The sequence below is a fragment of the Paracerasibacillus soli genome (assembly GCF_042432965.1).
Classification (GTDB): Bacteria; Bacillota; Bacilli; order Bacillales; family Amphibacillaceae; genus Paracerasibacillus; species Paracerasibacillus soli.
On sequence record NZ_JBHLWL010000022.1, the window covers coordinates 75,539 to 97,802 of the forward strand.

The following is a 22,264-nucleotide window of genomic DNA, read 5'->3' on the forward strand; positions in this document are numbered from 1 at the left end:
TTATTACAATTCCGACCATGGGAGTTTATCCAACATATTTATTATTGAAGAAACAGCGTTTTATGTGTAAGCATTCTGATACAAGTTTCACTGTGCAAACAAATATATCTTATACAGAATATAAATATTACGGCTTATTTGGCCAGCGTCTTGAAAGTTCAGTTGTACAGGAAATATTGGACTATAGTGGGGAACTTAGAGTTAATTATGATTTATATCAGGATTTATTGGAAGCAATTGATGAAAAGGACTATCATGCATTGGAAAACGCATTAAGCAAACAATGTCCAACTGATGCATCCACTTATTTAAGAACAAGCATGAAAACATTAAGAAAGCACTTACCCTATACGAAAAATAGCTTCCAATACACCTATAACAACGGCCGAATTGAAGGTATTAATAATAAGATCAAGGTACTTAATCGAGTCGCATATGGCTATCGAAATTTTAATCATTACAAAAATCGAATTAGAATACATTTCAAGTTGAAACCATTAGTCAAAACACCAAATACATCTGATAAAGACAAATCACACTCAAGGGCAGCATAACTTTCCTAGAGTGTGATATCCAAATAAATTTTAAAATCGACTAAAATTCAATACCAACGTCATTTGACGTAGAGCCACAAATACATACTGTATTAGCCGTACGCAACTTTTCCCCAGTGAGATTTTCTTGTTATTTTATAAATGTTGATCTAAGAATTCTTTTATTGCTTTATAGCCTTTTATCTGATTTTCTCGCTTTGTAAAGCCATGCCCCTCATCTTCAAAGACAATATATTCAACCGGAATATTGTTTTTTTCAACAGCTTCTACAATTTCGTCAGATTCTACTTTCAGCACACGTGGGTCATTTGCCCCTTGTAAGACGATAAGAGGCTTTTTAATATTATCTGCATGAAATAGTGGCGAAATACTTCTAATATATGCAGTGTCTGTATATGGATTTCCAATCTTTTTATACAATGCCTCCCGATTTGCTTCCCACCAAGCTGGAATTTCTTTTAATGTACGTTCCCAGTTGGATACACCAAATATATCTACACCAACTTCAAATGAATCAGGTTCAAAGGCAAGCGCAGCGAGTACCATATAGCCACCATAACTTCCGCCAATTATGCCAATACGATTTTCATCGATATAACCTGTTTCGGATAAAAAGCTTTTTGCTTCTATACAATCTGCAAGGTCTACTTCCCCGTGTTTTAAATCAGCAGCCTTAAAAAATGTTTTCCCATAACCAGAACTACCTCGATTGTTAACGGCTAAAATTGCATAACCATGATTGGCAAGATACTGAAACAGAGGACTATAATTTGCCATTGATTGCCCACCAGGACCACCATGAACCCAAACTAATGCCGGTACTTTGTCACCTTCTGCTATATGTGGTTTGTAATAAATAGCTGGTATTGATAATCCGTCAAATGACGGATAACGAATCACCTTAGCTTTTACTAAGTCCACTTGATTAATTTCCGGGTTTAAGGTATCTGTTAGCCGTTTTATTTCTTGTTTTTTAAAATGATAGACATACAAATTAGTAGGTGAATCTGAACTATTCAATAACAAAGCCATTTGTGTTTCGTCTTTTGAAAAACTGACACTATTTAATTGACCGTTAGGGAAATTACTTAATGGAATTTGTTCGTTAGTTTTAGCATCTAATACATGTAAAGCGATTTTTCCGTCTTGGTTAAGCGCATACATGAGATATTGATAGTTTGGTGAGAATTTCGCCATTACGATATCCCATGTCTCGTTAATCACAATTTCTACTTCTTTTGTAGATAAATTCATTCGTTTTAATTGCAAAAATTCATTATTCTCATCAGTTAAATAGTACAGATATGTAGCCTGCTCATCGAATGTAAGTGGAATATACTGTACGTCACCTTCGTGTGGTGACAAATGCTCATGACCTGCCTCTGCTGAATAGAGATAAATATCTGAGTTATTCGCAGTAATTGGCTTTTGTAATGCTATGTATTTTTTGTTGGATGAAATTGCATGAATATGATACCCAGCGTTATTTTCATAAACAAGTTTCGATGCATAGGAGTCGATGTCCATTTCATATAAATCCATATATCGTGCGTCGCGCTTATTAGATTCATAGAAGAAATGTGTATATGCTTTATTCCAGTCAAAAAATGCAGCTTTTACCTGATTACCTGGTGTTAAATCCTTTATTTCACCAAGTTCATTTTGCAAGTAAAGATGGGTTAATTCATTGCCACCTTCATCACTTTCATATATAAAGCTTTTATTATTAGGAAGAAAAGTAACTGGAAAAATCGCATTTGATGTGGAATGTGTTAACTGTCGTGGTTCCGTACTTCCATCCATTGATGTGACATACGCATTATATACACCTGATCGATCACTTGCATACAAGGTATACTGATTATCAAAAGAAGTGGATGCGCGTAATAGACTTTCAGTGTTAATAAATTGTTCAATTGAATAGCGCTTTTTAGATATCATATTGTTTACATTTTTCATTGTCATTCCCTCTTTCATTTTCCTTGTTTATGGTAAAAAGGTTATTTCCAAAGTTAAGTGTCATCAAAAAAACTTCTAACTATTGTAATAATTGTAACATATCGAGGTTCTCGATTGTTAAAAATATTGGGATAAGGTGTAGTCCTTAAAAAAATAGACTGTTACTCTCCATACTGTAAAAACAGATGCTATCCAGTGATTTAAATAATCTATGTTTCTTGCATGTTTTTAATTATTTTACACATGAAATGTCCAAGCATTGAATAGATATAGAAGAGCAAAGAGGACATATCTATTTTAAAAAATAAAAATGTTGAATAGATGCTTCATGAGGAGGCGTCAGGATGCTTTTTTCTAATGAAAACGATAAGAAGTATTCCTTTCATTGTATATCGCGATGTTGTTGAAAATAAGGAGGAAAAATGATGGTTCAACTCATTCTAGAAATGTTTACAACTGCAGAAAAAGCAGAGGCAATGTTAGCTAGTCCAATTATTGAACTTATATTTCTCGCGTTATTTATAACGTTTGTCGTAACGTTATGCATTCATTTGGCGTTATATATGAAGTTTCGTACAATACGTAACTATTTAAAAGACACAACACGTATGGACATTGAGCCACTTCAATCGTTCAAAAGTGAATTCGATAAACGGCAGGAATCTGAATCAATTACAGTAGAGACATTTGTCCAAGAGCGCTTTTCAAGTTGGCGGATATTTAACATACCCGTTATTAGCCTTATTAAATTAGTTCAAATGACAGTTTCCGTATTTATTTTATTAGGTGTTTTAGGTACATTTATTGGATTAACCCTTTCGCTAGGTAGTATTAATGCTGGTGGAGATCAGCTTGTAGAAAATGTTGCTGGCGTTTTATCCGGTATTGATGTGGCTTTTTATACAAGTATTGTTGGAATGAGTTTTTCTCTCATTATGACTGTATTAGTAAAGGTATTTAATACGGAATATATGTTAACAGACATTATGTTACGGGTGGAATCAAATTTAGAAGGGGAAGAGCAAAAAGGACTAGGTAAGTTAATTGATGTATCAGAAGCAATTAATCAATCTATTATCCATATGCATGAAACAAATGAACAATCGCTACAACAAGTTGTGCAGGCATTTACAGGTTTTCGCGATTACACTTCTGGTCTAGAGAAGTCGGCGAGAGACTTAGCAGCATTTAATGATGGGCTATCGGAAAATCTAGCAGACTTTCAAGAGTTGTTCCAGCAGATGAAAGTTGTAACAGACGGATTTAGTGAGGGTACAGCAGCATTGAATAAAAACTTTACAAATTTATTTAGTTATTTTAAAAAAGCGGATCGAAAAAATGAACGAATTGTTGCAGTATTTGAAAATACGCATGAAAAAGTCCAAGAGGTTGCCAAAAGCCAAATTGCATCATTACAACAGTTTGAGGATAGGATTGAAGACATTAAGCAATTCACTTCAACTTTATTAGAGGAACAAACAGATATACAACATGCAATCCAACTTGTTTCTAAGAAAAGTCAAGAGTTGACCGAGATAATGGGTGCGCATATGCAAGACTTCAAGCGTATTTTTGGCGATGATCTCAGTACGAAATTAGGTGGCATTACAACTTACTTAAATGAGCTTTCACAGGACTTCGATAAACTTGGAAGTGCGGTTGTTCAGTTACCGGAAGCACTTCAAGTTGTAAATGAGACACAAATAGAAAATAAACAATTATTGTCAGATCGCTTTCGTGAATTAAAAGAATTTAATCAAGTATTTAATCAACACTTAAAAAACCATGCAACAGAATCGATGACATTTGAAAAACATATGCGTGAAGCTACAAGTACATTTGAACAAGTTGGCATGAAAAATAGTCAGCTTATTCGAGATATCAATAATACGGTTTCACAGATGAATCAAGCATTTAATCAACGAGAAAATCAGTTGGAATCGAGTGTCACAATTTTAAAAGATACGCTATCACAATATGTGCAAAATTTAGAAGGAACGTTAGGAAACAAATTGGAACAAGTCGCCAGGAATATCGGGGATGCGGTTGGAAGGGTGAACGAGGGAATGAAACGGGATTTTTCCGATATGCGTCGTGTGAATGAAAATATGCAACAGGACTACGCACGTGCTTTTCAACAATTACTTCAAGAATTAGGGCGTGAAATCCAAATGTTGAATCGACAGTTAAGTTCCATGAGCCAGCAAGCTGTCCGCACAAACCAAAGTATTGGATTGAGACAAAATGAATACTAAATATCAGCGACTGTTTAAACAAGAACAAGAAGACGGCCAATTTTGGCCATCTTTCACTGATCTGTTGACGACTATTTTATTATGTTTTATGCTCATATTTATTATCATGATGGTTATTAAATCTTTACAAATTGAAGAAATGAAAGAGACATTAGATCAAATTATGGGTGTACGTTCTAAATTGGTGAGTGAATTGAAGGAGGAGTTTACAGAATCCGCATATGGTATTGAGGTTGATGATAAGACAGGTGCAATTATCTTTGATACGGAGATTTTATTTGCTTATGATAAAGCAGAATTAAAACCTGATTCCTTTCAATTCCTAGATGAATTTGTCCCGAAGTATTTAGATATTTTATTTGCGAGTGGTTATGAAGATTATATTGCAGAAATTATTATTGAAGGGCATACGGACCGCGATGGTACGTATTTATATAATTTGGAGTTGGCACAAGAAAGAGCATATAGTGTAGCTTCTTACGTATTAAGTGATGATTTTCCGTATAAAAATATACAACAACATTTAGAAGAAAAGTTAACTGTAAATAGTAAATCGTATACCGACTTTCGAACAGGAGAAGATGGCGCATATAGTGCAGATTCTTCACGTAGAGTAGAATTCAAGTTTCGTTTAAAAGATGAGGAAATTTTAAATAAAACCCGTGAAATCTTAGGAGGAAATGAGTAAAGTTTATGGAGTAATTTATTAAGCGAGACCCCAGTGATGAAGCTGGGGTCTTGTTTATGTTTATTGCCTTTTCATATTTTGCTTATCAAATGTAGGTTATAAAATAAAGAAAAACATGTAAATAGAATAAAAATACCTTGTTCAACTCATACTGAGAATAACTAAAGCAATTGAGGTGTCTCTATATGGATAAGCAAAACTTTTCAATGGTTGGAAAGAGTGTAAAACGGGTTGATATTGCAGATAAGGCATATGGACGGGTGAAATATACGGATGATGTATCATTACCTGGCATTTTGCACGCAGCACTACATACTAGTAATTACGCACATGCAAGGATTAATAAAATAGATACTTCAAAAGCTTGGGAAGCTCCGGGAGTTCGTGCGGTTATTACAGGAGAGGCATTCCCTTTTCCCGTTGGACCTATGTTGGCGGATAGACCACCGCTAGCGATAAATAAAGTGAGGTATTACGGAGAACCGATCGCTATTGTTGTTGCTGATCATCCTAGACAGGCAAAATATGCAGCAAGTTTAATTAAAGTAGAATACGAGGAACTCCCCGTTGTTAACTCTCCAAAAGAGGCTACTAAAAAAGACGCACCACTTATTCATGAGAAACTAGGAGAATACAAAGTTCAAGTAAAAGGTGTACACGCCATTCCCCAATCGAATATAGCAAACCTCACGAAGATCCGAAAGGGAGATGTAAAAACTGGCTGGGACTCAAGTGAAGTTAAAATAGAAGCGGAATTTTCCTTTTCTCCATCTGATCACGCAGCGCTCGAAACACGTGTAGCTAGAGCAGAAATCCTACCTGATGAGCGTGTTATGATATATTCCGCAACGCAAGGTCCGTTTTATGTAAAGAAATTACTGAATCAATTTTTAAATATTGATGTTGGAAAAATTTCTGTTCATACGCCATTTGTTGGAGGAGCCTTTGGTGGAAAAGGTACTGTCCAACTAGAATTTTTAGTTTACCTTGCTTCAAGAGCGGTTGGTGGACAGATGGTGAAACTCGTAAACAGTAGAGAAGAAGATATGGTGACATCACCAACTCATATTGGTTTGGATGCAAAGGTAAAATTAGGTGCAACGAAGGATGGTCAATTACAGGTTGCTGAATATGAATTTTTATTTGATGGCGGTGCTTATTCGGATATGGGGGCAGGCATAAGTAAAGCGGCTGCAGCAGATTGCACTGGTCCATACCATATTGAAAATGTGAAATGTGATTCCTACTGTATGTATACGAATCATCCATATGCAACATCCTTCCGGGGATTTGGTCATCCAGAGTTATCGTTTGTCATGGAAAGAGCAATGGATCAATTGGCAAATAAATTAAACCTTGATCCGTTTGAAATTAGGTTGCGAAATGCGATAAAACCAGGTCATACAACACCAACGCAAGTAAAATTAAATGCAAGTAATGTCGGGGATTTAACAACTTGTTTGGAAAAAGCAAAAGAGCTTGCCAAATGGAATGAAGGTCATGATGTAGAAACAGCAGATGGAAAAATTCGAACGAAAGGTATTGCAGCTTTTTGGAAAACGTCAAGTACACCTCCAAATGCAACAGCTGGTGTTGTGCTAACATTTGAAACAGATGGAAGTGTGAATTTAAATTGTGCTGCGGTTGAACTTGGACAAGGCACAAAGACAGTGTTAGCACAAATTTTAGCAGAACGATTGAAAATGGATATGAATCAAATTCATGTTACGTTAGAAGTGAATACGCAATATGACCCACATCAGTGGAAAACAGTTGCTAGTAGTACAACGTACATTGCGGGGAGAGCAGTCATTGCTGCAGCAGAGGATGTCATTCGGCAGTTAAAACAGATTGGGAGTCAAGTAATGCGGTGCTCTCCAGACGATTTAAAAGTTGCCGATGGACGAGTTTATTTAAAAGATAGCCCGGAATATGGTGTAAAAATAAAAGATTTAGCTACAGGTTATAAGTATCCGAATGGTAATTCTGTTGGAGGTTTAATAATTGGGAAAGGCTCACATATAGTAAGACATTTAACCCCGCTAGACCCGAGAACAGGTTTTGGAAAACCTGGACCACAATGGGGATTAGGTGTACAAGTTGTAGAAATTGAATATTGTCCAGTAAACCTCACTTATCGTGTGTTAAAGGCAATTACAGTTCTTGATGGTGGGAAAATTATTAATCCGCAGTTGGCGATAGGACAGATGCGGGGTGGTATGTATTTAGGGCTTAGTTGGGCGAGTAGGGAATCCTTTACATTTGATAAAAAGGGAAAAGTGTTAAATCCAAATTTTCGTGGATATGATGTTATCAGGGCTAGTGAGGCTCCGGAGTATATCGTGGACTTTGTACAATCACCCCTCATAGATGGGCCATATGGTGCACGTGGCATTGGAGAGTATGGAGTGATTGGGATGGCGGGGGCTCTTGCAAATAGCATTTCGCTTGCAAGTAAAACTGACATGAATCAACTACCACTTATCCCAGAACAAATTTGGAAACAGGTGAAGGGAGCAAAATCACGATGATTTCATTTGATTTTGAATATGCAAGTCCACAATCTATTAAAGAAGCTTCAGAAACTTTTCAGCAATTCAAACGTGAAAATAAAAAAGCGATATATTATGCTGGTGGAACTGAATTTATTAGCCGAGCACGGGCGGGGGAGATAAAAGCAGATGCAATAATAGACCTTAAACAAGTGAAAGAATGCCAGCAAATTGGATTTGCGAATAACCAATTAGTTGTGGGAGCCACGCGAACATTAACCGATGTGGAAGAAGGAAACTTTTATCCGCTTTTATCAGACGTAATCCAACATATTGCCCATCGTACAGCACGAAATAAAATAACAATCGGTGGCAATTTGATGAGTCATTTAGCATACCGTGAAGCTGCTTTGCCGTTTCTGCTAGCGGACAGTACGCTTGAGATTGCAACAATGGATGGTAATGTACGTCAAGTTTCCATTCATGACATTTTTAAACAAGATCTACACTTGTCAGAAGGGGAATTTATTGTTCAAATCATGACGGATGAAAAGTTTTTAAATATGCCCCATTTTCATAGTAAGAAAACAAAACAGTCTAAATTAAATTATCCAATTGTTACCCTTGCTGCTTTGAGAGTTGATGAAAAAATACGGGTTGCATTAAGTGGAGCATATCCATATCCTACACGGTTGCTGAAACTAGAAAAATTAATGGCAGCAGCATCGAAAAAGTTTGATGGAAATATAGAGAGAGTAATGAAAAAACTCCCTACATCAATCATAGATGACATGTATGCATCGTTAGAATATAGAAAGTTTTTATTGGAGCGTTCAATGATTGACATGTTTCAAAAGTTAGAAAGGATGTCATCTTAATGGATGTATCGAAAACAGGTGGTTTAGTAAAGTTAAAAATTAATGGACAAACAAAAGAAGTGTCAATACGCTTTGCAGATACATTGCTATTTACACTACGGGAACAGTTAGGGTTAATGGGGGCAAAGCCTAGTTGTCATAATGGTGATTGTGGTGCATGTACGATACTTATTGATGAAATACCATTCAATGCTTGTCATCTGCTAACAGCGGAAGTAATTGGCAAAAATATAACAACGATAGAAGGGCTCAAAGACATAACGGTGCAAGAGGCATTTATTAAACATTGGGCGCTACAATGTGGGTATTGCACACCAGGATTTATATTAAATACATATGCACTCGTTAAATCAAAGCCCAATGCGACAGATAAAGAAATAGATGAATGGTTGGATTCCAATATTTGTCGTTGCACGGGATATCAAGAGATAAAAGCTGCTGTAAAAAGCGTTTTGCAAAGTGGGGTATCATCATGAATCAAATGACTGAATTGTATGAACATGCTATAAAATGGAGTCCTCATGCTATTTTAGCTACTGTTATCAAAGTAGAAGGCTCAGCTTATCGTAAAGAAGGAGCAATGATGCTATTTGGTAAAGACAGACAAATGGGAACGATTAGTGCGGGATGTTTGGAGAGTGATTTAGCAATCCAGGCCGATGAAATGTTAGAAGAAGAAATACACTCGCAAACGCTTGTCTATGATATGAGTGCAGAAGATGATTTGGGTTGGGGGAGCGGTGCTGGATGTAATGGTAAGATTCATATTTTATTAGAGCATGTGAATGGATTATTAAGAACAAACTTAGTCACTGCTCTGACGTATGTTGCTGAGCGGAGAGAAGTTAATCTCGTTAAAATTTTAAATGAAGATAGACAAGTAACAGATTCTATTGTTTCTAAGTTTGATGATCAGACTACATTTGATCAATTTACAATGAATATGAAGCCAAAAAGAAAATCCGCTTTATATGCTCATAAATCCTTACCAAAAGAGGTTTTCGTTCAATATGTGCAACCAAAAGAACGCCTCGTAATTTTTGGGGCCGAACCGGATGTTCCGCCACTAGCATTGATGGCGCATCAAGTTGGATTAGAAGTGATTATTTGGGATTGGCGTCAATCCTATTTAAAACAAGCACTATTTCCTAACGCCACATTATATGGTGAAATGTCTATTACGTCTTTTTTAAAGAAAATAGCTTTTCATTCCCGTGATTCTGTAGTCATTATGACACATAACTTCATGATAGATAAAGAAATTTTACAGACTTTACGTATGAATGACAACATCCATTATTTAGGTGTACTTGGCCCAAAAAAGCGGACTAAGCGATTATTAAATACCACCTCAATCCCGAAATCTATTCATTCACCAGTAGGTATTGCTATTGGTGCCGAAGGGCCTGAGGAAATTGCGATAAGTATTCTTGCGGAAGTCATTCAACAAAACAGACAAGCATTAGATAAAGGAGTGTCCTCCCTTGAAGCCGGGAAAAATAGTCGGAATATATCTCGCAGCGGGTAATAGTAGTCGATTTGGCTCTAATAAATTGGAACAAATATTGCACGGGCAGGCATTGGGAAGTATTGCACTAAAAACTGCTTTACAATCAAAACTTGACCAAATTATCGTTGTAACAAAACCAAAAGACAAGCTAGATTGGATAACACAACAGTTTCAAAGCCTTTATAAAAATAAGTTAATCATTACATCATGTAAACGAGCACAGGATGGCCAAGCTTATTCACTTATGTGTGGATTGAAAAAATCTGAACAACTTGGTGCTCAAGCAATAGTTGTGTTATTAGCTGACCAACCGTTTATTGCAAGCACAATGATTGATGGTTTAATAAAACAATTTGTACAAGCTGTAGAGATCCCTTTTATCGCTTCAAGTATAAAGGGGATTTTTCATCCACCTATCTTATTTCATAAAAAGATATTTCCATTGTTATTAGCGGAATTATCAGGAGATAGGGGGGCGCATTATTTTATTAAAAAGCATCTTCATGATGGGAAATTTATTCATTACACAAATCCTGTTCCCTTTATTGATATTGACACAAAAGAAGACTTCGAGTGTATTTGTTTAATTGAATAATGTAATTTAAAACATACAATTGCTTCTATATAGCAGTGAAAACATAATTCTTAGCTAACACGAATAGGGTAATCAAGTCGTCTGTGATGTTTGTGATTGTTGTATTGCATGTAAAGTACTTGTTGCTTGGGTTAATTCAGCATTCAGTTGCTTCAATTGCTGAAGGCCACTCTCGGTTATATGAAGCTGTGATTGAATTTGTAAAGATGCTAACTGATTTGTCAATTGTAGAGCTTGCTGTAAACGTTGATCCGCAATGATCAAATGATTGCCTTGTCCTACCTGCGCTTGTCTAACAGACTGTTGAGCCTGTTGGATTATTGCATTAATTTGTGCTAAATGTTGTTCCGTTTGAAAAGGTTGTTGGATTTCGGAATTAATCTGATGTGACAGGCTATTTTGTTCGTAAAAGATTTCTTGTACCGTTTTCTTATTCATTATGTTCAACTCCATTGATGTAATAAACTTATTTTCCATTCTTAGCTTAGATTTATACAATAATTAACGTTAAAGAGGCCAAAAAGCAGCTGACGATAATCCGTTGTCACCATATCATACATATAAATATATGATATAGTAATGGGTAAATAAATCAAAAAACTGTCTGATACTACATAAAATATGGTCTAAATGGAAATATAATAAAATAGTGCACGAAAGGATGTTATTTGATTTATTTGAAGGGGTAGGAATCTATATAGAGAAGAAGTGTCCAAGTAAAGGAGGTAACATCTATGTTATACAAGGACGACAGTTTAGCGTTACATACAGATTTATACCAAATAAATATGGCAGAAACATATTGGGCTGATGGTGTACATGACCGTCGAGCTGTATTTGATTTGTTTTTTCGAAAAATGCCATTTGGTAATGGATTTGCAGTGTTTGCGGGATTAGAACGGTTGATGGACTATGTGCAAAACTTCCGCTTTTCAGAATCAGATTTAACATTTTTAAAAGAAATGGGATATCAAGATGATTTTCTAGCATATTTGAAGTCCATTCGTTTTAATGGCTCGATGAAGTCAGTATGTGAAGGGGAAGTTATTTTCTGTAATGAACCGTTAATACGTGTTGAAGCGTCATTAGCGGAAGCGCAGTTATTGGAAACAGCTTTGCTTAATATTGTGAATTACCAAACATTGATTGCTACAAAAGCAGCAAGAATTAAACATATTGTGGAAGATCAAACGTTAATGGAATTTGGAACGAGAAGAGCACAAGAGATGGATGCTGCGATTTGGGGAACGCGTGCAGCTTTTATCGGGGGTTTTGATGCGACAAGTAATGTTAGAGCAGGGAAATTATTTGGTATTCCAGTTGTTGGAACACATGCACACTCGATGATTCAAGCATATAAAGATGAATATATCGCGTTTAAAAAATATGCGGATAGACATAAAAATTGTGTGTTTTTAGTCGATACGTATGACACGTTAAAATCAGGTGTGCCGAACGCAATTAAAGTAGCCAAAGAACTTGGCGACAAAATTAATTTCTTAGGTGTCCGTTTAGATAGTGGGGATATGGCATTTTTATCTAAGAAGACACGAAAAATGCTGGATGAAGCAGGTTTTACAAATGCTAAAATATATGCATCAAATAATTTAGATGAATCAACGATAACAAGTTTAATGTTACAAGGAGCAAAAATTGACGTCTGGGGTGTTGGTACAAAGCTTATTACTGCATATGATCAGCCGGCATTAGGTGCTGTTTATAAGCTTGTCGCAATAGAAGATGACGAAGGTCAGATGGAAGATACGATAAAGATTTCGCAAAATCCAGAAAAGGTTTCTACTCCTGGGAAAAAGAAATTGTATCGCATTATTAATACAGTAAATAAGATGGCTGAAGGTGATTATATCACGCTGGAAGACGAAGAACCAAGTAAAGAAGAACGATTGAAAATGTTCCACCCTGTTCATACGTATAAAAGTAAGTTTGTTACGGATTTTCATGCAAAAAATTTGCATCATGATATTTTTGTGGAAGGAAAACAAGTATATGAAAATCCAACTTTGAAGGAAATGCAAGCCTATTCCAAAGAGCAATTAAATTTATTTTGGGAGGAATTTAAACGTACAGTTAATCCCGAAGAATATGCAGTTGATTTAAGTCAAAAAGCTTGGGATAACAAGATGGACAATATACACGAAGTAAGAGAGAATGTGAAGAAAATGGGAGAGATGGAATAAAAAACTTCTCCCCTATTTTTTATAAGAAATCAAGTGTGCATGTCTTCATTTTATTGTATACTTAAAATTCCAATCGTTATTTTCGTTCACTTGTCCCGTTATTTTAGTCGAATTAATGTATTTTTTGTAACAATGTTGTAGACATAAATTTGACGAAAAGAAGATGATATTTTATTGTGATTTCCTGTATAATAAAAATATAGAATGCTCAACATTTCACATTCTTGTATGAGGTATTCAGAGGATGAGGAGGAAATTGCTATGAAAAACGTATTTATTTTAGGTGGAACTGGATTATTAGGCTATCATACGGTGAAGGAAATGTTGAAACGTGATTATAAAGTTTCAACTGTTTCTCTTCCACCAATGCCAACTGAAGATCTTTTACCGAAAGAGGTAGCATGTCATCTTGGCAATATTAATGAAATGACAGATGAAGAAGTATTGCATTTATTAAATGGAATAGATATGTTTGTTTATGCAGCAGGAGCAGATGAAAGGGTTGTTCCAGTTGCACCAGCGGTTCGATTCTACTATGAACAAAATGTTTTACCAACTCAACGTCTAGCACGACTTGCAAGAGAAGCAGGAGTGAAAAAGTTCCTTGTTTACGGATCATATTTTGCTCATTTTGCCGAAAAGTGGCCCGAGTTAAATATGGAAAAAGGACAGGCCTATCCACGTACGCGCTTATTGCAAGAGGAAGTGGCGATCTTAGAAGGGGAAGGTAAAATGGATGTAATGTCATTGCGACTCCCATATATATTCGGTACGATGCCGGGACGAAAGCCACTATGGGAAATGTTCTTACCACAAGTTCAAGGAAAAGAGTTCGTTCCTGTTTTAAGTGGTGGAACTGCGATGGTAACTGTTCAACAAGTAGCTGAAGCAACAATTGGAGCTTTGGAATATGGACAACATGGTGGAAAGTACGCCATTTCAGATACAAATATGAAACTACAGGAATTTTTTCAAATTATTGCGGATGTTCTTGGACAAAAAGAAACGATTATTCAAGTAGTTCCTTTAGAACAAATGAAGCCAGCATATATAAAAATAGATGAACAACTAGCTGAAGAAGGAAGAGAGCAAGGTATGCATAATGCGGTCATTGCTGAAGTTCAAAATCGAGATGCCTATATTGATCCAGAAGATACCATGCCAATATTAAAATACAAGAAAGCAGATGTTAGAGCATCTATTGTAGAGACAATAAAGGAATGCTTGAAATAATAAAATATATTAGCTGAGGAGACCTAGAAATGGGTCTCTTTTTCATTCACTTCGGAAAAGACCTGCGGGAACAGCAACAGGTGAACGCAGGGTTAAGTTCACCACGTCCTGTGGTAACGCCTGCGCTAGCACGTCCTGTGCGTCGGAAACCCCACAGGAAACAATTTAAGGGGGGCCGACTAAATACGGCCTTTGCGGCCAACGTCGGCATACCCCAGTGTTGGGGCAAGGCCGTGCCCGCGGAAAGCGTCCGCCAGTAGTGCAAAGTAATGGGTATAATAAGCTTAATAATTTACAAATCAATTAGGAAACAATGGCGGAAAAATAATGCCCAAACATCATATACGAGGAGTACGAGAAAATAAATGTAATGAGCTGCTATTTATTATATGGTGTAGCTTATATGGTATTGTTAAAGCATGAAATTGAAATGAAGGGAAAGATATAACGTGAATTTCCATCGAAAACCTGCAACGTTTGTAAGAGAACTCAGTATAAATGTGATGAATTTACATCAATCTGTTACTTTTTATCAAGAAATTGTTGGATTTCAAGTATTAAAACAAACAAAGCAACAAGCCATTTTAACTGCGGATGGCATCACTCCATTACTTATACTAGAGCAACCAGCGGATGTGATCCCAAAAGAAGCGAGAACAACTGGCCTATACCATTTTGCCTTGTTACTGCCAACTCGAGCGGATTTAGCAAATTTTTTATATCATATTCTTCAAAAAGGGTATCGTTTGGGTGCTTCAGATCATGGCGTTAGTGAAGCGATTTATATCGATGATCCAGACGGAAATGGAATTGAAATTTATCGTGATCGTCCTGCATCAGAATGGGAATGGTCAAATCAAGAAGTAAAAATGGTGACGGATCCATTAGATGGAGATGGTCTCTTAGCAGAAAAAGAGTTAGACTGGAATGGATTACCGACTGACACCATGATGGGACATATCCATTTACATGTCGCCGATTTACAAAAGACAAAGGAGTTTTATGTAAAGGGTCTCGGCTTTGAGGTTGTGACTACCTATCCAGGTGCCCTATTTATCTCTACAGCTAAGTACCATCATCACCTAGGATTAAATATATGGAACGGGACAGGCGCACCAGTGCCAAAGGAAAATAGTGTTGGTTTGAATTGGTTTACTATCGTATTAGAAAATGAGCGTAAAAAAGAACAGGTTATACAGCAATTGCGTCAAATTGGTGCCAAAGTTACGAAAGATACTCGTGATGTTTATAAGACGTATGACCCGTCTGGAAACGAAATTCACCTCGTTATCTGATCACTAAATGACTAAAAACGGGACACCCCCTACATAAATAATCATGATTGTGGAAACATAAGAGTTGGAGGTGTAATTGACATGAGCAAAAAGAAGAAAAATAAAATTTCTGGTGGCGTAAGTGATAAACAAGCGGTACAGAAAGAATTGTCTACAGAATTTGACCATGAGTTTGCCAATGAACCTTTGACCGCCAATGAAAGATTGAATAATAAAAAGACAAAGAAGCGCCAGTAGAACTATTACTTAATGTATACAAACATCACGTGTCACAGAGAATTACTGTAACACGTGATGTACTTCTAAAAATGGGGTCAGACCCCATTAGCAAATTCTTTTCTGAAATAAGCAGCGGCTTCTATCATTTTTGCCCCATACCAGAACATTTCTCCATCGATAATTTTTAGATTAGCTTTAGAATCCATTACACGAAATTCGGCAAAATGCTTTTCTTGAAAAGGAAAAGGTTCTGTTGCTAGAAAAATATAATCGAGATTTGCTCGTTCAAAGTCCTCTATCGTCACAATTGGATATCTACCTTCCAAGGACGTAAATGGATTGATAAAACCTAGTTTTTCTAAAACTGATTGAATATATGTATCTTTTCCTACAACCATATATGGGTTTCGCCATATAACATAAGCTACTCTTTTTGCTTGCAAATTAGGCACATATGAAAAAGCAGTTTGTATGTTTACAGACAATTTGCTAGCTTGATTTTGTCGATTTGTCACATCACCTAAATCCGTAATCATCCGTAATACATCGTCTATTGTTTGGATTTCAAAAACATAGACAGGGAAATATTGCTCAAGTGTTTCCACGATTTCCTGTGTATTTTCTTCTTTTTCGGCTATGATTAAATCTGGTTGTAGGGATTGAATGCGATGTAATTTTATTTCTTTTGTGCCACCGATATTAACTGCGTTTGCTATCTTGTCCTTTGGAAATATACAAAAACGGGTCCGTCCAACTATTTCTTTTGCAAGTTGCAAATGATACATCGTTTCAGTTATAGCAGGAACGAGTGATACGATTCGTTTGGGTGGGTACGGAAAGGTAATCTCCCGCCCAAGATGATCAGTAATCGTGCGCACTTACTCAACCTCCTTGAATGAAAAAAATATTTTATCTTAAGCGTATCGTAGTTTCACCCTTTAAGAAAGCGAAAAAGCCTTCCAAGATGTGTAGCATGGAAAGCTTTTTCTATTATTTTTGTGGAATATCAAATCGCAATGTCTTTTCTTTAAATAACATTTTTAAGTCTTCATTTTTAAAGGGTCCTACCTCTAATTCAAATGTTTCGTAAACAGCTAAATATTTTTCGGGGAAAATAAATACAGCATAACGCTCACCTGATCGACCTGGTTCAATTAATGAAGGTTTTATATTTTCGACCATAGAATTTGAACCCATTCGTTTCTCTTCTCCATTAATATGTAATGTTAAATTTGGGTTTTCATTTTGCACTATTTCCTTCGTATTATTTTCTATGTTTAGTTTTATCGTAATGGCAGCTAAATCTAAATAGCTAAAACGTCCTATACTGTTTCTATGTCATCATAAAAAAATGCGAAACAGAACAGGTGTCCTTGTTGTGTTATAATGTAAAAAGATAGTGGAAGACCAAGAACATCAAAAATATATATCTTTCAACATCACGGTCTAGTAAAATAGAAGGAAAGGGGCGAAGGAATGAATAGATAGGCGATAACTCCTATATGCATGTTGCCATTAGTATAGTAAGCAAAAGTAATGTTTCATAATATGATTGTTTATAATCTTCTAAGTGTATTTCCACAAATAATACTTCAACTTCACATGATAAGTCTATCAAATAATAAAATTCCTAGAGAGGAGCATGAACATGAAATTTTTCCATACAGCGGATTGGCATTTGGGGAAACTTGTCCAAGGGGTCTATATGACGGAGGATCAGGAATATGTTTTGCAGCAATTTATTCAGGAAGTGGAGAAAGAAAAACCTGATGCTGTCGTGATTGCGGGTGATTTATATGATCGTGCAGTTCCACCGACAGAAGCCGTAGATCTATTAAATAGTACGTTGGAGAAGATTGTTTTAAAATTAAAAACGCCAGTGATTGCCATTGCAGGTAATCATGATAGTCCAGGCAGACTCGATTTTGGTACGAAAATTATGAGAGAAAAAGGGTTACATATTGTTGGTCAATTACAAGAAAATATGGAACCAGTTGTTTTGCATGATGAACATGGGGAAGTACATTTTCATCTAGTACCTTATTGTGATCCAAGTATCGTGCGTAATTTGTTTGATAACGAGGAAATACGGAGTCATAACGACGCTACGAAACAAATCGTAGAACATATTGCAGAAAAAATGGATCACCATGCTCGCCACGTTTACGTAGGGCATGCTTTTGTAACCCCTTTTGGGGAAGAAGAAGAGAACACAAGTGAATCTGAGCGACCGTTATCTATCGGCGGGGCAGAGTATGTGGATGCGCATCATTTTGCAGACTTTCATTATACTGCATTGGGACATCTACATCGGGCGCACTCTGTCCTACAGGAAAATATTCGCTATGCTGGATCTCCATTAAAATATTCTATTTCTGAAGAAAATCATCAGAAAGGATTTTATGTTGTGGAAATGGATGCAAGTGGACAAGTATCTGTTGAAAAACGGTTGCTGCTACCACGACGTGACATTCGTACTGTTGAGGTATTGCTTGATGATTTATTGAAACAACCAATCAATGAAGATTACGTGTTTGTTCGTTTGTTAGATGAGGTCCCTGTTCTTTCGCCAATGGAGAGGATTCGTACAGTTTATCCTCATGCGATGCATGTAGAAAGAAAAAATTATACCATTACCCCCGTGTTTGATGATGAAGGCAGGAAGGTAAATAGAAGTTCAATGAGTGAATTAGAGTTATTTCGAGCTTTTTATAAAGAAGTAAAGGGTACAGAAGTAACGGAAGAAAAGGAAGCATTATTTAGAGAAGTCTTGGACGAGCTTATCCGGGATGAGCATGAACAATTGCCAAAAGACAGGAAAGAGCCAATTGCAAAGAACTAAATAGTTGGGAAGAAAAAAACTTTCGCAGTTTCACTCACTGTAAGACTCTCAATTCAAGAATATAGGGGATTTTGAATTCATTCCACTCACATTAAGTAGCGGAAGTATCGTGCTTAATTTAGAAATAGAAAGGAGATAGTTTGCATGAAACCTTTGAAATTAACGATGACGGCTTTTGGGCCTTATAAATATACGGAGACAATTGATTTTACCGCTTTACAAGATAACCACTTATTTGTAATTTCTGGAAAAACCGGCGCCGGTAAAACGACGATTTTCGATGGTATAAGTTTTGCTTTATATGGTAGTGCTAGTGGGACAGATCGTGAAAATCAGACGATGCTTCGAAGTGATTTTGCAGACGATCAAACACATACTGCGGTTGAATTAATATTCTCCTTACACGGGCGTATTTATCGAATACTACGCCAACTTGGGCATGTGAAAAAAGGTAATAAAACGAAGACAGGAGAACGGTTTGAGTTTTATGAACAAATAGATGGAAAAGAAGTATCTTGTATTGATCGTCAAATTGTCTCGGAAATGAATGAAAAGGTAGAAAAATTAATAGGGTTAACGCAAGAGCAGTTTAAACAAATTGTCATGTTGCCACAAGGTGAATTTCGTAAACTATTAACTTCTGATACCGAAAACAAAGAAGCAATTTTACGGAAGCTTTTTAAAACAGAAAACTATCGTCATTTGAATGAAAGGTTACGTAATCGGCGGAGTATATTAGAACAAGATTATCGTGATGCAAAAGGAAGACTTATCCAGTGGATTCGAAATATTTCTGCAGTCCTACCTGAACGGGAAAATGTGTCTTTATTTCAAATTTCAACGGAAGAGCATGTCAATGTTAATCAAATATTGGCAGGTCTTGATGATGAACTTGTATTTTACCGTGAACAGATAGTGGTAGATGAAAAGTCTTATGAATCAGCCTATACGATGCATAGTAAAAAACAAAGTGCTTATTTTCAAGCAGAGCAAATAAATAATCAATTTATGGAATTAGCACGCAAGGAAGACGAAGACAAGCGATTAAGGGAACAAGCTGGAGTTTTTGCTGAAAAAGAAAAGCAATTGAAAAATGCAGAACGCGCAAGCGAAATGATGCCATTTGAAACCCAAGTTAAACAATGGGAAGAAGATGAGGAAAAGAAAAAAATAGATGTAGAACAAAAGGAAAAGGCTAAAATAGCGGCTGAAAAAGTTTATGAAAAAGCGGATGCCTTTCATAAAGAACAGGAGGGAAAACATGAAGTACGGGAACAAATAACAAAAACATTAGACCGACTTACTGGTTACCTACCTACTGTGCAAGCAATTGATGAAGAAAAGAAAAGTCTCACGCTTCTTCACAACACATTTAAAAAGAGTGAGATAGATAGGGCGAAGGCGCAAGCGTTAATGGAAGAGAAAAAGGCGCGTATTGACAAACAATATGAAGCGATTCGGCAGTTGGAAAAGAAATTGAGTAGTCTTCCCAAACAGAGAAAGCAATTAGATAAGATGCGTGAACAAACGCGAATCGTGATGAATTATTTAAAGGTAAATGAAGCATGCGGCAAACTCCATGAAATTGCAAAAAAACAACAAACGATATATAAGCAGGAAAAACAAAACTATGAACAAATAGAGCAAGGATGGATAAATAGTCAAGCTCGCATTCTAGCAAGTCATTTACATGATGGAGAAGCGTGTCCTGTATGTGGGAGTCAGCACCATCCGCATAAAGCAGTTCAAGATGAAAAAGTAGTCACACGTGATGAATTAAATGACGCGAAAAGAATATTTGATGAGATAACAAAGACATATAATGAAGCAGTTGCAAACTATAAAGCTACAAAAGCGCAGTTTGAAGATGCAAAAAAAGAAATTGAAAATATTTCAATCCGCGCTGAAAAAGCGGACGAGACGTATAAACAATTAACTGTGCAAGGAAAAAAACTAAAAAGTGATGTTAATAGTTTAGAAAAATCGGAACAAAATCTCAAACAATATAAAGAAGTGCATGAACAAGAAAAAGCTCAATTGAAAGAAATAGAAAATAATAAAGAACAACTTGAAAAAATATATTATGAACAGCTAACTGCATACAATAAAGCGGAGGCGCGGTATAAAGAACGGATTGAACCGATTCCAGATGATGTACGCAAATTGGATGTGTTAGAGAAAAAAATTAAAGAAACAACCCAAGAGAAATCAATCCTTGAAAAAGCATGGGAAGAAGCAAAAAAGACTTTACAAGAAGCAAAAGATCAATGCACGAAAACTGAAATGGCATTAGAAAATGCAGATAAACAGTATGCGGAAACGGTGACAAGACGCAAACAAGCGCAAAAAGCATTTCAAGAAGCATTAGCGGAGGCAAAATTCCCAACAATTGCAGCGTATGAACAAGCAAAACGGGATAAGGCAAGTAGAGAAAAACTTATAAGCGATATTGATCAGTATAAACAGGCGGTTACAACAGTAAAGACAAGAATCAAGGAGTTACGAGTATTATTAGCAGATAAAACCCGTGTTGATTTAGTTGCATTGAAGCAGGAATTAGAACAATTAAAAATGTCATATGAGAAAGCCAATGACAATTTGCACAAATCAAAACAGTATTTTGGTGAAGCGGCGACATTAAAGGAAAATATTATTGCTGCGAATGAAACTTTAGCAGATTTAGAAACAAAGTTTGCAACAATAACTGATTTATACGATTTACTGCGTGGCCAAAATAATAAAAAGATATCTTTCGAAAGGTTTTTGCAAATTGAGTATTTAGAACAAATCATTGATGCAGCGAATGAAAGATTACGGAAATTATCAAATGGACAATTTTATTTGATGCGTAGTGACCGACAGGAAACACATGGGAAACAGAGTGGATTAGCATTAGATGTATATGATCAATCAACAGGGGCAACGCGCGATGTCAAGACGCTGTCCGGTGGTGAAAAGTTTAATGCTTCACTATGCTTGGCACTCGGAATGTCTGACGTTATCCAAAGTTTCCAAGGAAATATTTCTATTGAAACGATGTTTATTGATGAAGGATTTGGAACGTTAGATGAAGAATCACTTCATAAAGCGATTGATACATTGATAGATTTACAACAATCTGGCCGTATGATTGGTGTTATTTCACATGTGCAGGAATTAAAAACAATCCTACCAGCAGTCTTAGAAGTGGAGAAGACAAGAGAAGGATATAGCCAAACGAAGTTTTTAGTGAAATAGGACGTAAATAGAAAGTAATTGAAATTCCCTTTGATGCAAATGTGTCAAAGGGAATTTGTTGTTTCTAAGATGTAGCTTGGTAAAATTCTTGACGCGAATTGTCAAGACGTGAAAAGATGCCGACACAAAGTTTTAGCTAACAGTACCTCCATCTTTTCAGTGTACTTTAACGGTCTCGACATCACTGCAACATACGAGATAGTTTCTTTAATATGTCGAATAGTGCTAATATAAGGAGCGTTCGCTTTTAATAGTGATACTTGGTATCATAGGGTTCAATGATGAGATTGACTGTAAACAGAAGATACG

The 22,264-nt window shown here is 36.2% G+C and carries 18 protein-coding genes; 14 read left to right on the top strand and 4 right to left on the bottom strand.

The window, feature by feature from the left end:
- On the top strand, window positions 1-554 hold a 554-nt coding region (locus ACFFIS_RS07045; protein WP_390186760.1), incomplete at its 5' end, for a transposase.
- Window positions 555-689: 135 nt separating this feature from the next.
- On the opposite strand, the gene ACFFIS_RS07050 is transcribed toward ACFFIS_RS07045, so the two are convergent.
- Window positions 690-2,513, bottom strand: a complete 1,824-nt coding sequence (locus tag ACFFIS_RS07050) for a S9 family peptidase (protein WP_320378495.1) — start codon at window positions 2,511-2,513, stop codon at window positions 690-692.
- Window positions 2,514-2,938: 425 nt separating this feature from the next.
- On the opposite strand from ACFFIS_RS07050, the gene ACFFIS_RS07055 reads away from it, so the two are divergent.
- The 7 genes from ACFFIS_RS07055 to ACFFIS_RS07085 all read left to right on the top strand — a co-directional run bounded on the left by ACFFIS_RS07055 (window position 2,939) and on the right by ACFFIS_RS07085 (window position 10,931).
- Complete coding sequence (locus tag ACFFIS_RS07055) at window positions 2,939-4,768, top strand: MotA/TolQ/ExbB proton channel family protein (RefSeq protein ID WP_390186761.1); 1,830 nt, start codon at window positions 2,939-2,941, stop codon at window positions 4,766-4,768.
- Window positions 4,758-5,456: an OmpA family protein gene (locus tag ACFFIS_RS07060; RefSeq protein WP_320378498.1), complete on the top strand. Its 699-nt coding sequence runs from the start codon at window positions 4,758-4,760 to the stop codon at window positions 5,454-5,456. The genes ACFFIS_RS07055 and ACFFIS_RS07060 overlap by 11 nt, the downstream gene beginning before the upstream one ends.
- A gap of 185 nt (window positions 5,457-5,641) precedes the next feature.
- Window positions 5,642-7,987 carry a xanthine dehydrogenase family protein molybdopterin-binding subunit gene (locus ACFFIS_RS07065; protein ID WP_390186762.1) on the top strand — a complete coding sequence of 782 codons (2,346 nt, stop codon included), beginning with the start codon at window positions 5,642-5,644 and terminating at the stop codon, window positions 7,985-7,987.
- Window positions 7,984-8,826, top strand: coding sequence for an FAD binding domain-containing protein (locus ACFFIS_RS07070; protein WP_320378499.1), 843 nt, complete (start codon window positions 7,984-7,986; stop codon window positions 8,824-8,826). Before ACFFIS_RS07065 ends, ACFFIS_RS07070 begins: the two co-directional genes overlap by 4 nt.
- On the top strand, window positions 8,826-9,302 hold the full coding sequence (locus ACFFIS_RS07075) for a (2Fe-2S)-binding protein (RefSeq protein WP_320378500.1): 477 nt from the start codon (window positions 8,826-8,828) through the stop codon (window positions 9,300-9,302). Before ACFFIS_RS07070 ends, ACFFIS_RS07075 begins: the two co-directional genes overlap by 1 nt.
- Window positions 9,299-10,354 (top strand): XdhC family protein, encoded by a 1,056-nt coding sequence (locus tag ACFFIS_RS07080; protein WP_390186763.1) that lies wholly within the window; start codon window positions 9,299-9,301, stop codon window positions 10,352-10,354. The genes ACFFIS_RS07075 and ACFFIS_RS07080 overlap by 4 nt, the downstream gene beginning before the upstream one ends.
- A complete protein-coding gene (locus ACFFIS_RS07085) occupies window positions 10,311-10,931 on the top strand; it encodes an NTP transferase domain-containing protein (RefSeq protein WP_320378503.1) in 621 nt (206 codons plus the stop codon). Before ACFFIS_RS07080 ends, ACFFIS_RS07085 begins: the two co-directional genes overlap by 44 nt.
- Before the next feature lie 72 nt (window positions 10,932-11,003).
- On the opposite strand, the gene ACFFIS_RS07090 is transcribed toward ACFFIS_RS07085, so the two are convergent.
- Window positions 11,004-11,369 carry a hypothetical protein gene (locus ACFFIS_RS07090; RefSeq protein ID WP_320378504.1) on the bottom strand — a complete coding sequence of 122 codons (366 nt, stop codon included), beginning with the start codon at window positions 11,367-11,369 and terminating at the stop codon, window positions 11,004-11,006.
- Between the two features lie 296 nt (window positions 11,370-11,665).
- Between ACFFIS_RS07090 and ACFFIS_RS07095 the strand changes: the two genes are divergently transcribed.
- The 4 genes from ACFFIS_RS07095 (at window position 11,666) to sspO (ending at window position 15,894) form a co-directional block, all read left to right on the top strand.
- Window positions 11,666-13,129 carry a nicotinate phosphoribosyltransferase gene (locus tag ACFFIS_RS07095; RefSeq protein ID WP_390186765.1) on the top strand — a complete coding sequence of 488 codons (1,464 nt, stop codon included), beginning with the start codon at window positions 11,666-11,668 and terminating at the stop codon, window positions 13,127-13,129.
- A 261-nt stretch (window positions 13,130-13,390) separates the two neighbouring features.
- Window positions 13,391-14,362, top strand: a complete 972-nt coding sequence (locus ACFFIS_RS07100; protein WP_320378505.1) for an NAD-dependent epimerase/dehydratase family protein — start codon at window positions 13,391-13,393, stop codon at window positions 14,360-14,362.
- A gap of 449 nt (window positions 14,363-14,811) precedes the next feature.
- The gene (locus ACFFIS_RS07105) at window positions 14,812-15,657 is read left to right on the top strand and encodes a VOC family protein (protein ID WP_390186767.1); all 846 of its coding nucleotides are present in this window, start codon (window positions 14,812-14,814) and stop codon (window positions 15,655-15,657) included.
- An 81-nt stretch (window positions 15,658-15,738) separates the two neighbouring features.
- A complete protein-coding gene (gene sspO / locus ACFFIS_RS07110; RefSeq protein ID WP_320378508.1) occupies window positions 15,739-15,894 on the top strand; it encodes a small acid-soluble spore protein SspO in 156 nt (51 codons plus the stop codon).
- 77 nt (window positions 15,895-15,971) lie between these two features.
- Here the strand turns inward: sspO and ACFFIS_RS07115 are convergent, their stop codons facing one another.
- Both ACFFIS_RS07115 and ACFFIS_RS07120 read right to left on the bottom strand, forming a co-directional pair.
- Entirely contained in the window at window positions 15,972-16,754 is a 783-nt protein-coding gene (locus ACFFIS_RS07115) for an ABC transporter substrate-binding protein (RefSeq protein WP_390186769.1), read from the bottom strand.
- Between the two features lie 112 nt (window positions 16,755-16,866).
- Window positions 16,867-17,127 carry a hypothetical protein gene (locus tag ACFFIS_RS07120; protein ID WP_390186770.1) on the bottom strand — a complete coding sequence of 87 codons (261 nt, stop codon included), beginning with the start codon at window positions 17,125-17,127 and terminating at the stop codon, window positions 16,867-16,869.
- Window positions 17,128-17,524: 397 nt separating this feature from the next.
- On the opposite strand from ACFFIS_RS07120, the gene ACFFIS_RS07125 reads away from it, so the two are divergent.
- Both ACFFIS_RS07125 and ACFFIS_RS07130 read left to right on the top strand, forming a co-directional pair.
- Window positions 17,525-18,718, top strand: a complete 1,194-nt coding sequence (locus ACFFIS_RS07125; protein ID WP_390186771.1) for an exonuclease SbcCD subunit D — start codon at window positions 17,525-17,527, stop codon at window positions 18,716-18,718.
- 144 nt (window positions 18,719-18,862) lie between these two features.
- Window positions 18,863-21,955, top strand: coding sequence for an AAA family ATPase (locus ACFFIS_RS07130; protein ID WP_390186772.1), 3,093 nt, complete (start codon window positions 18,863-18,865; stop codon window positions 21,953-21,955).
- Window positions 21,956-22,264: the final 309 nt, after the last annotated feature.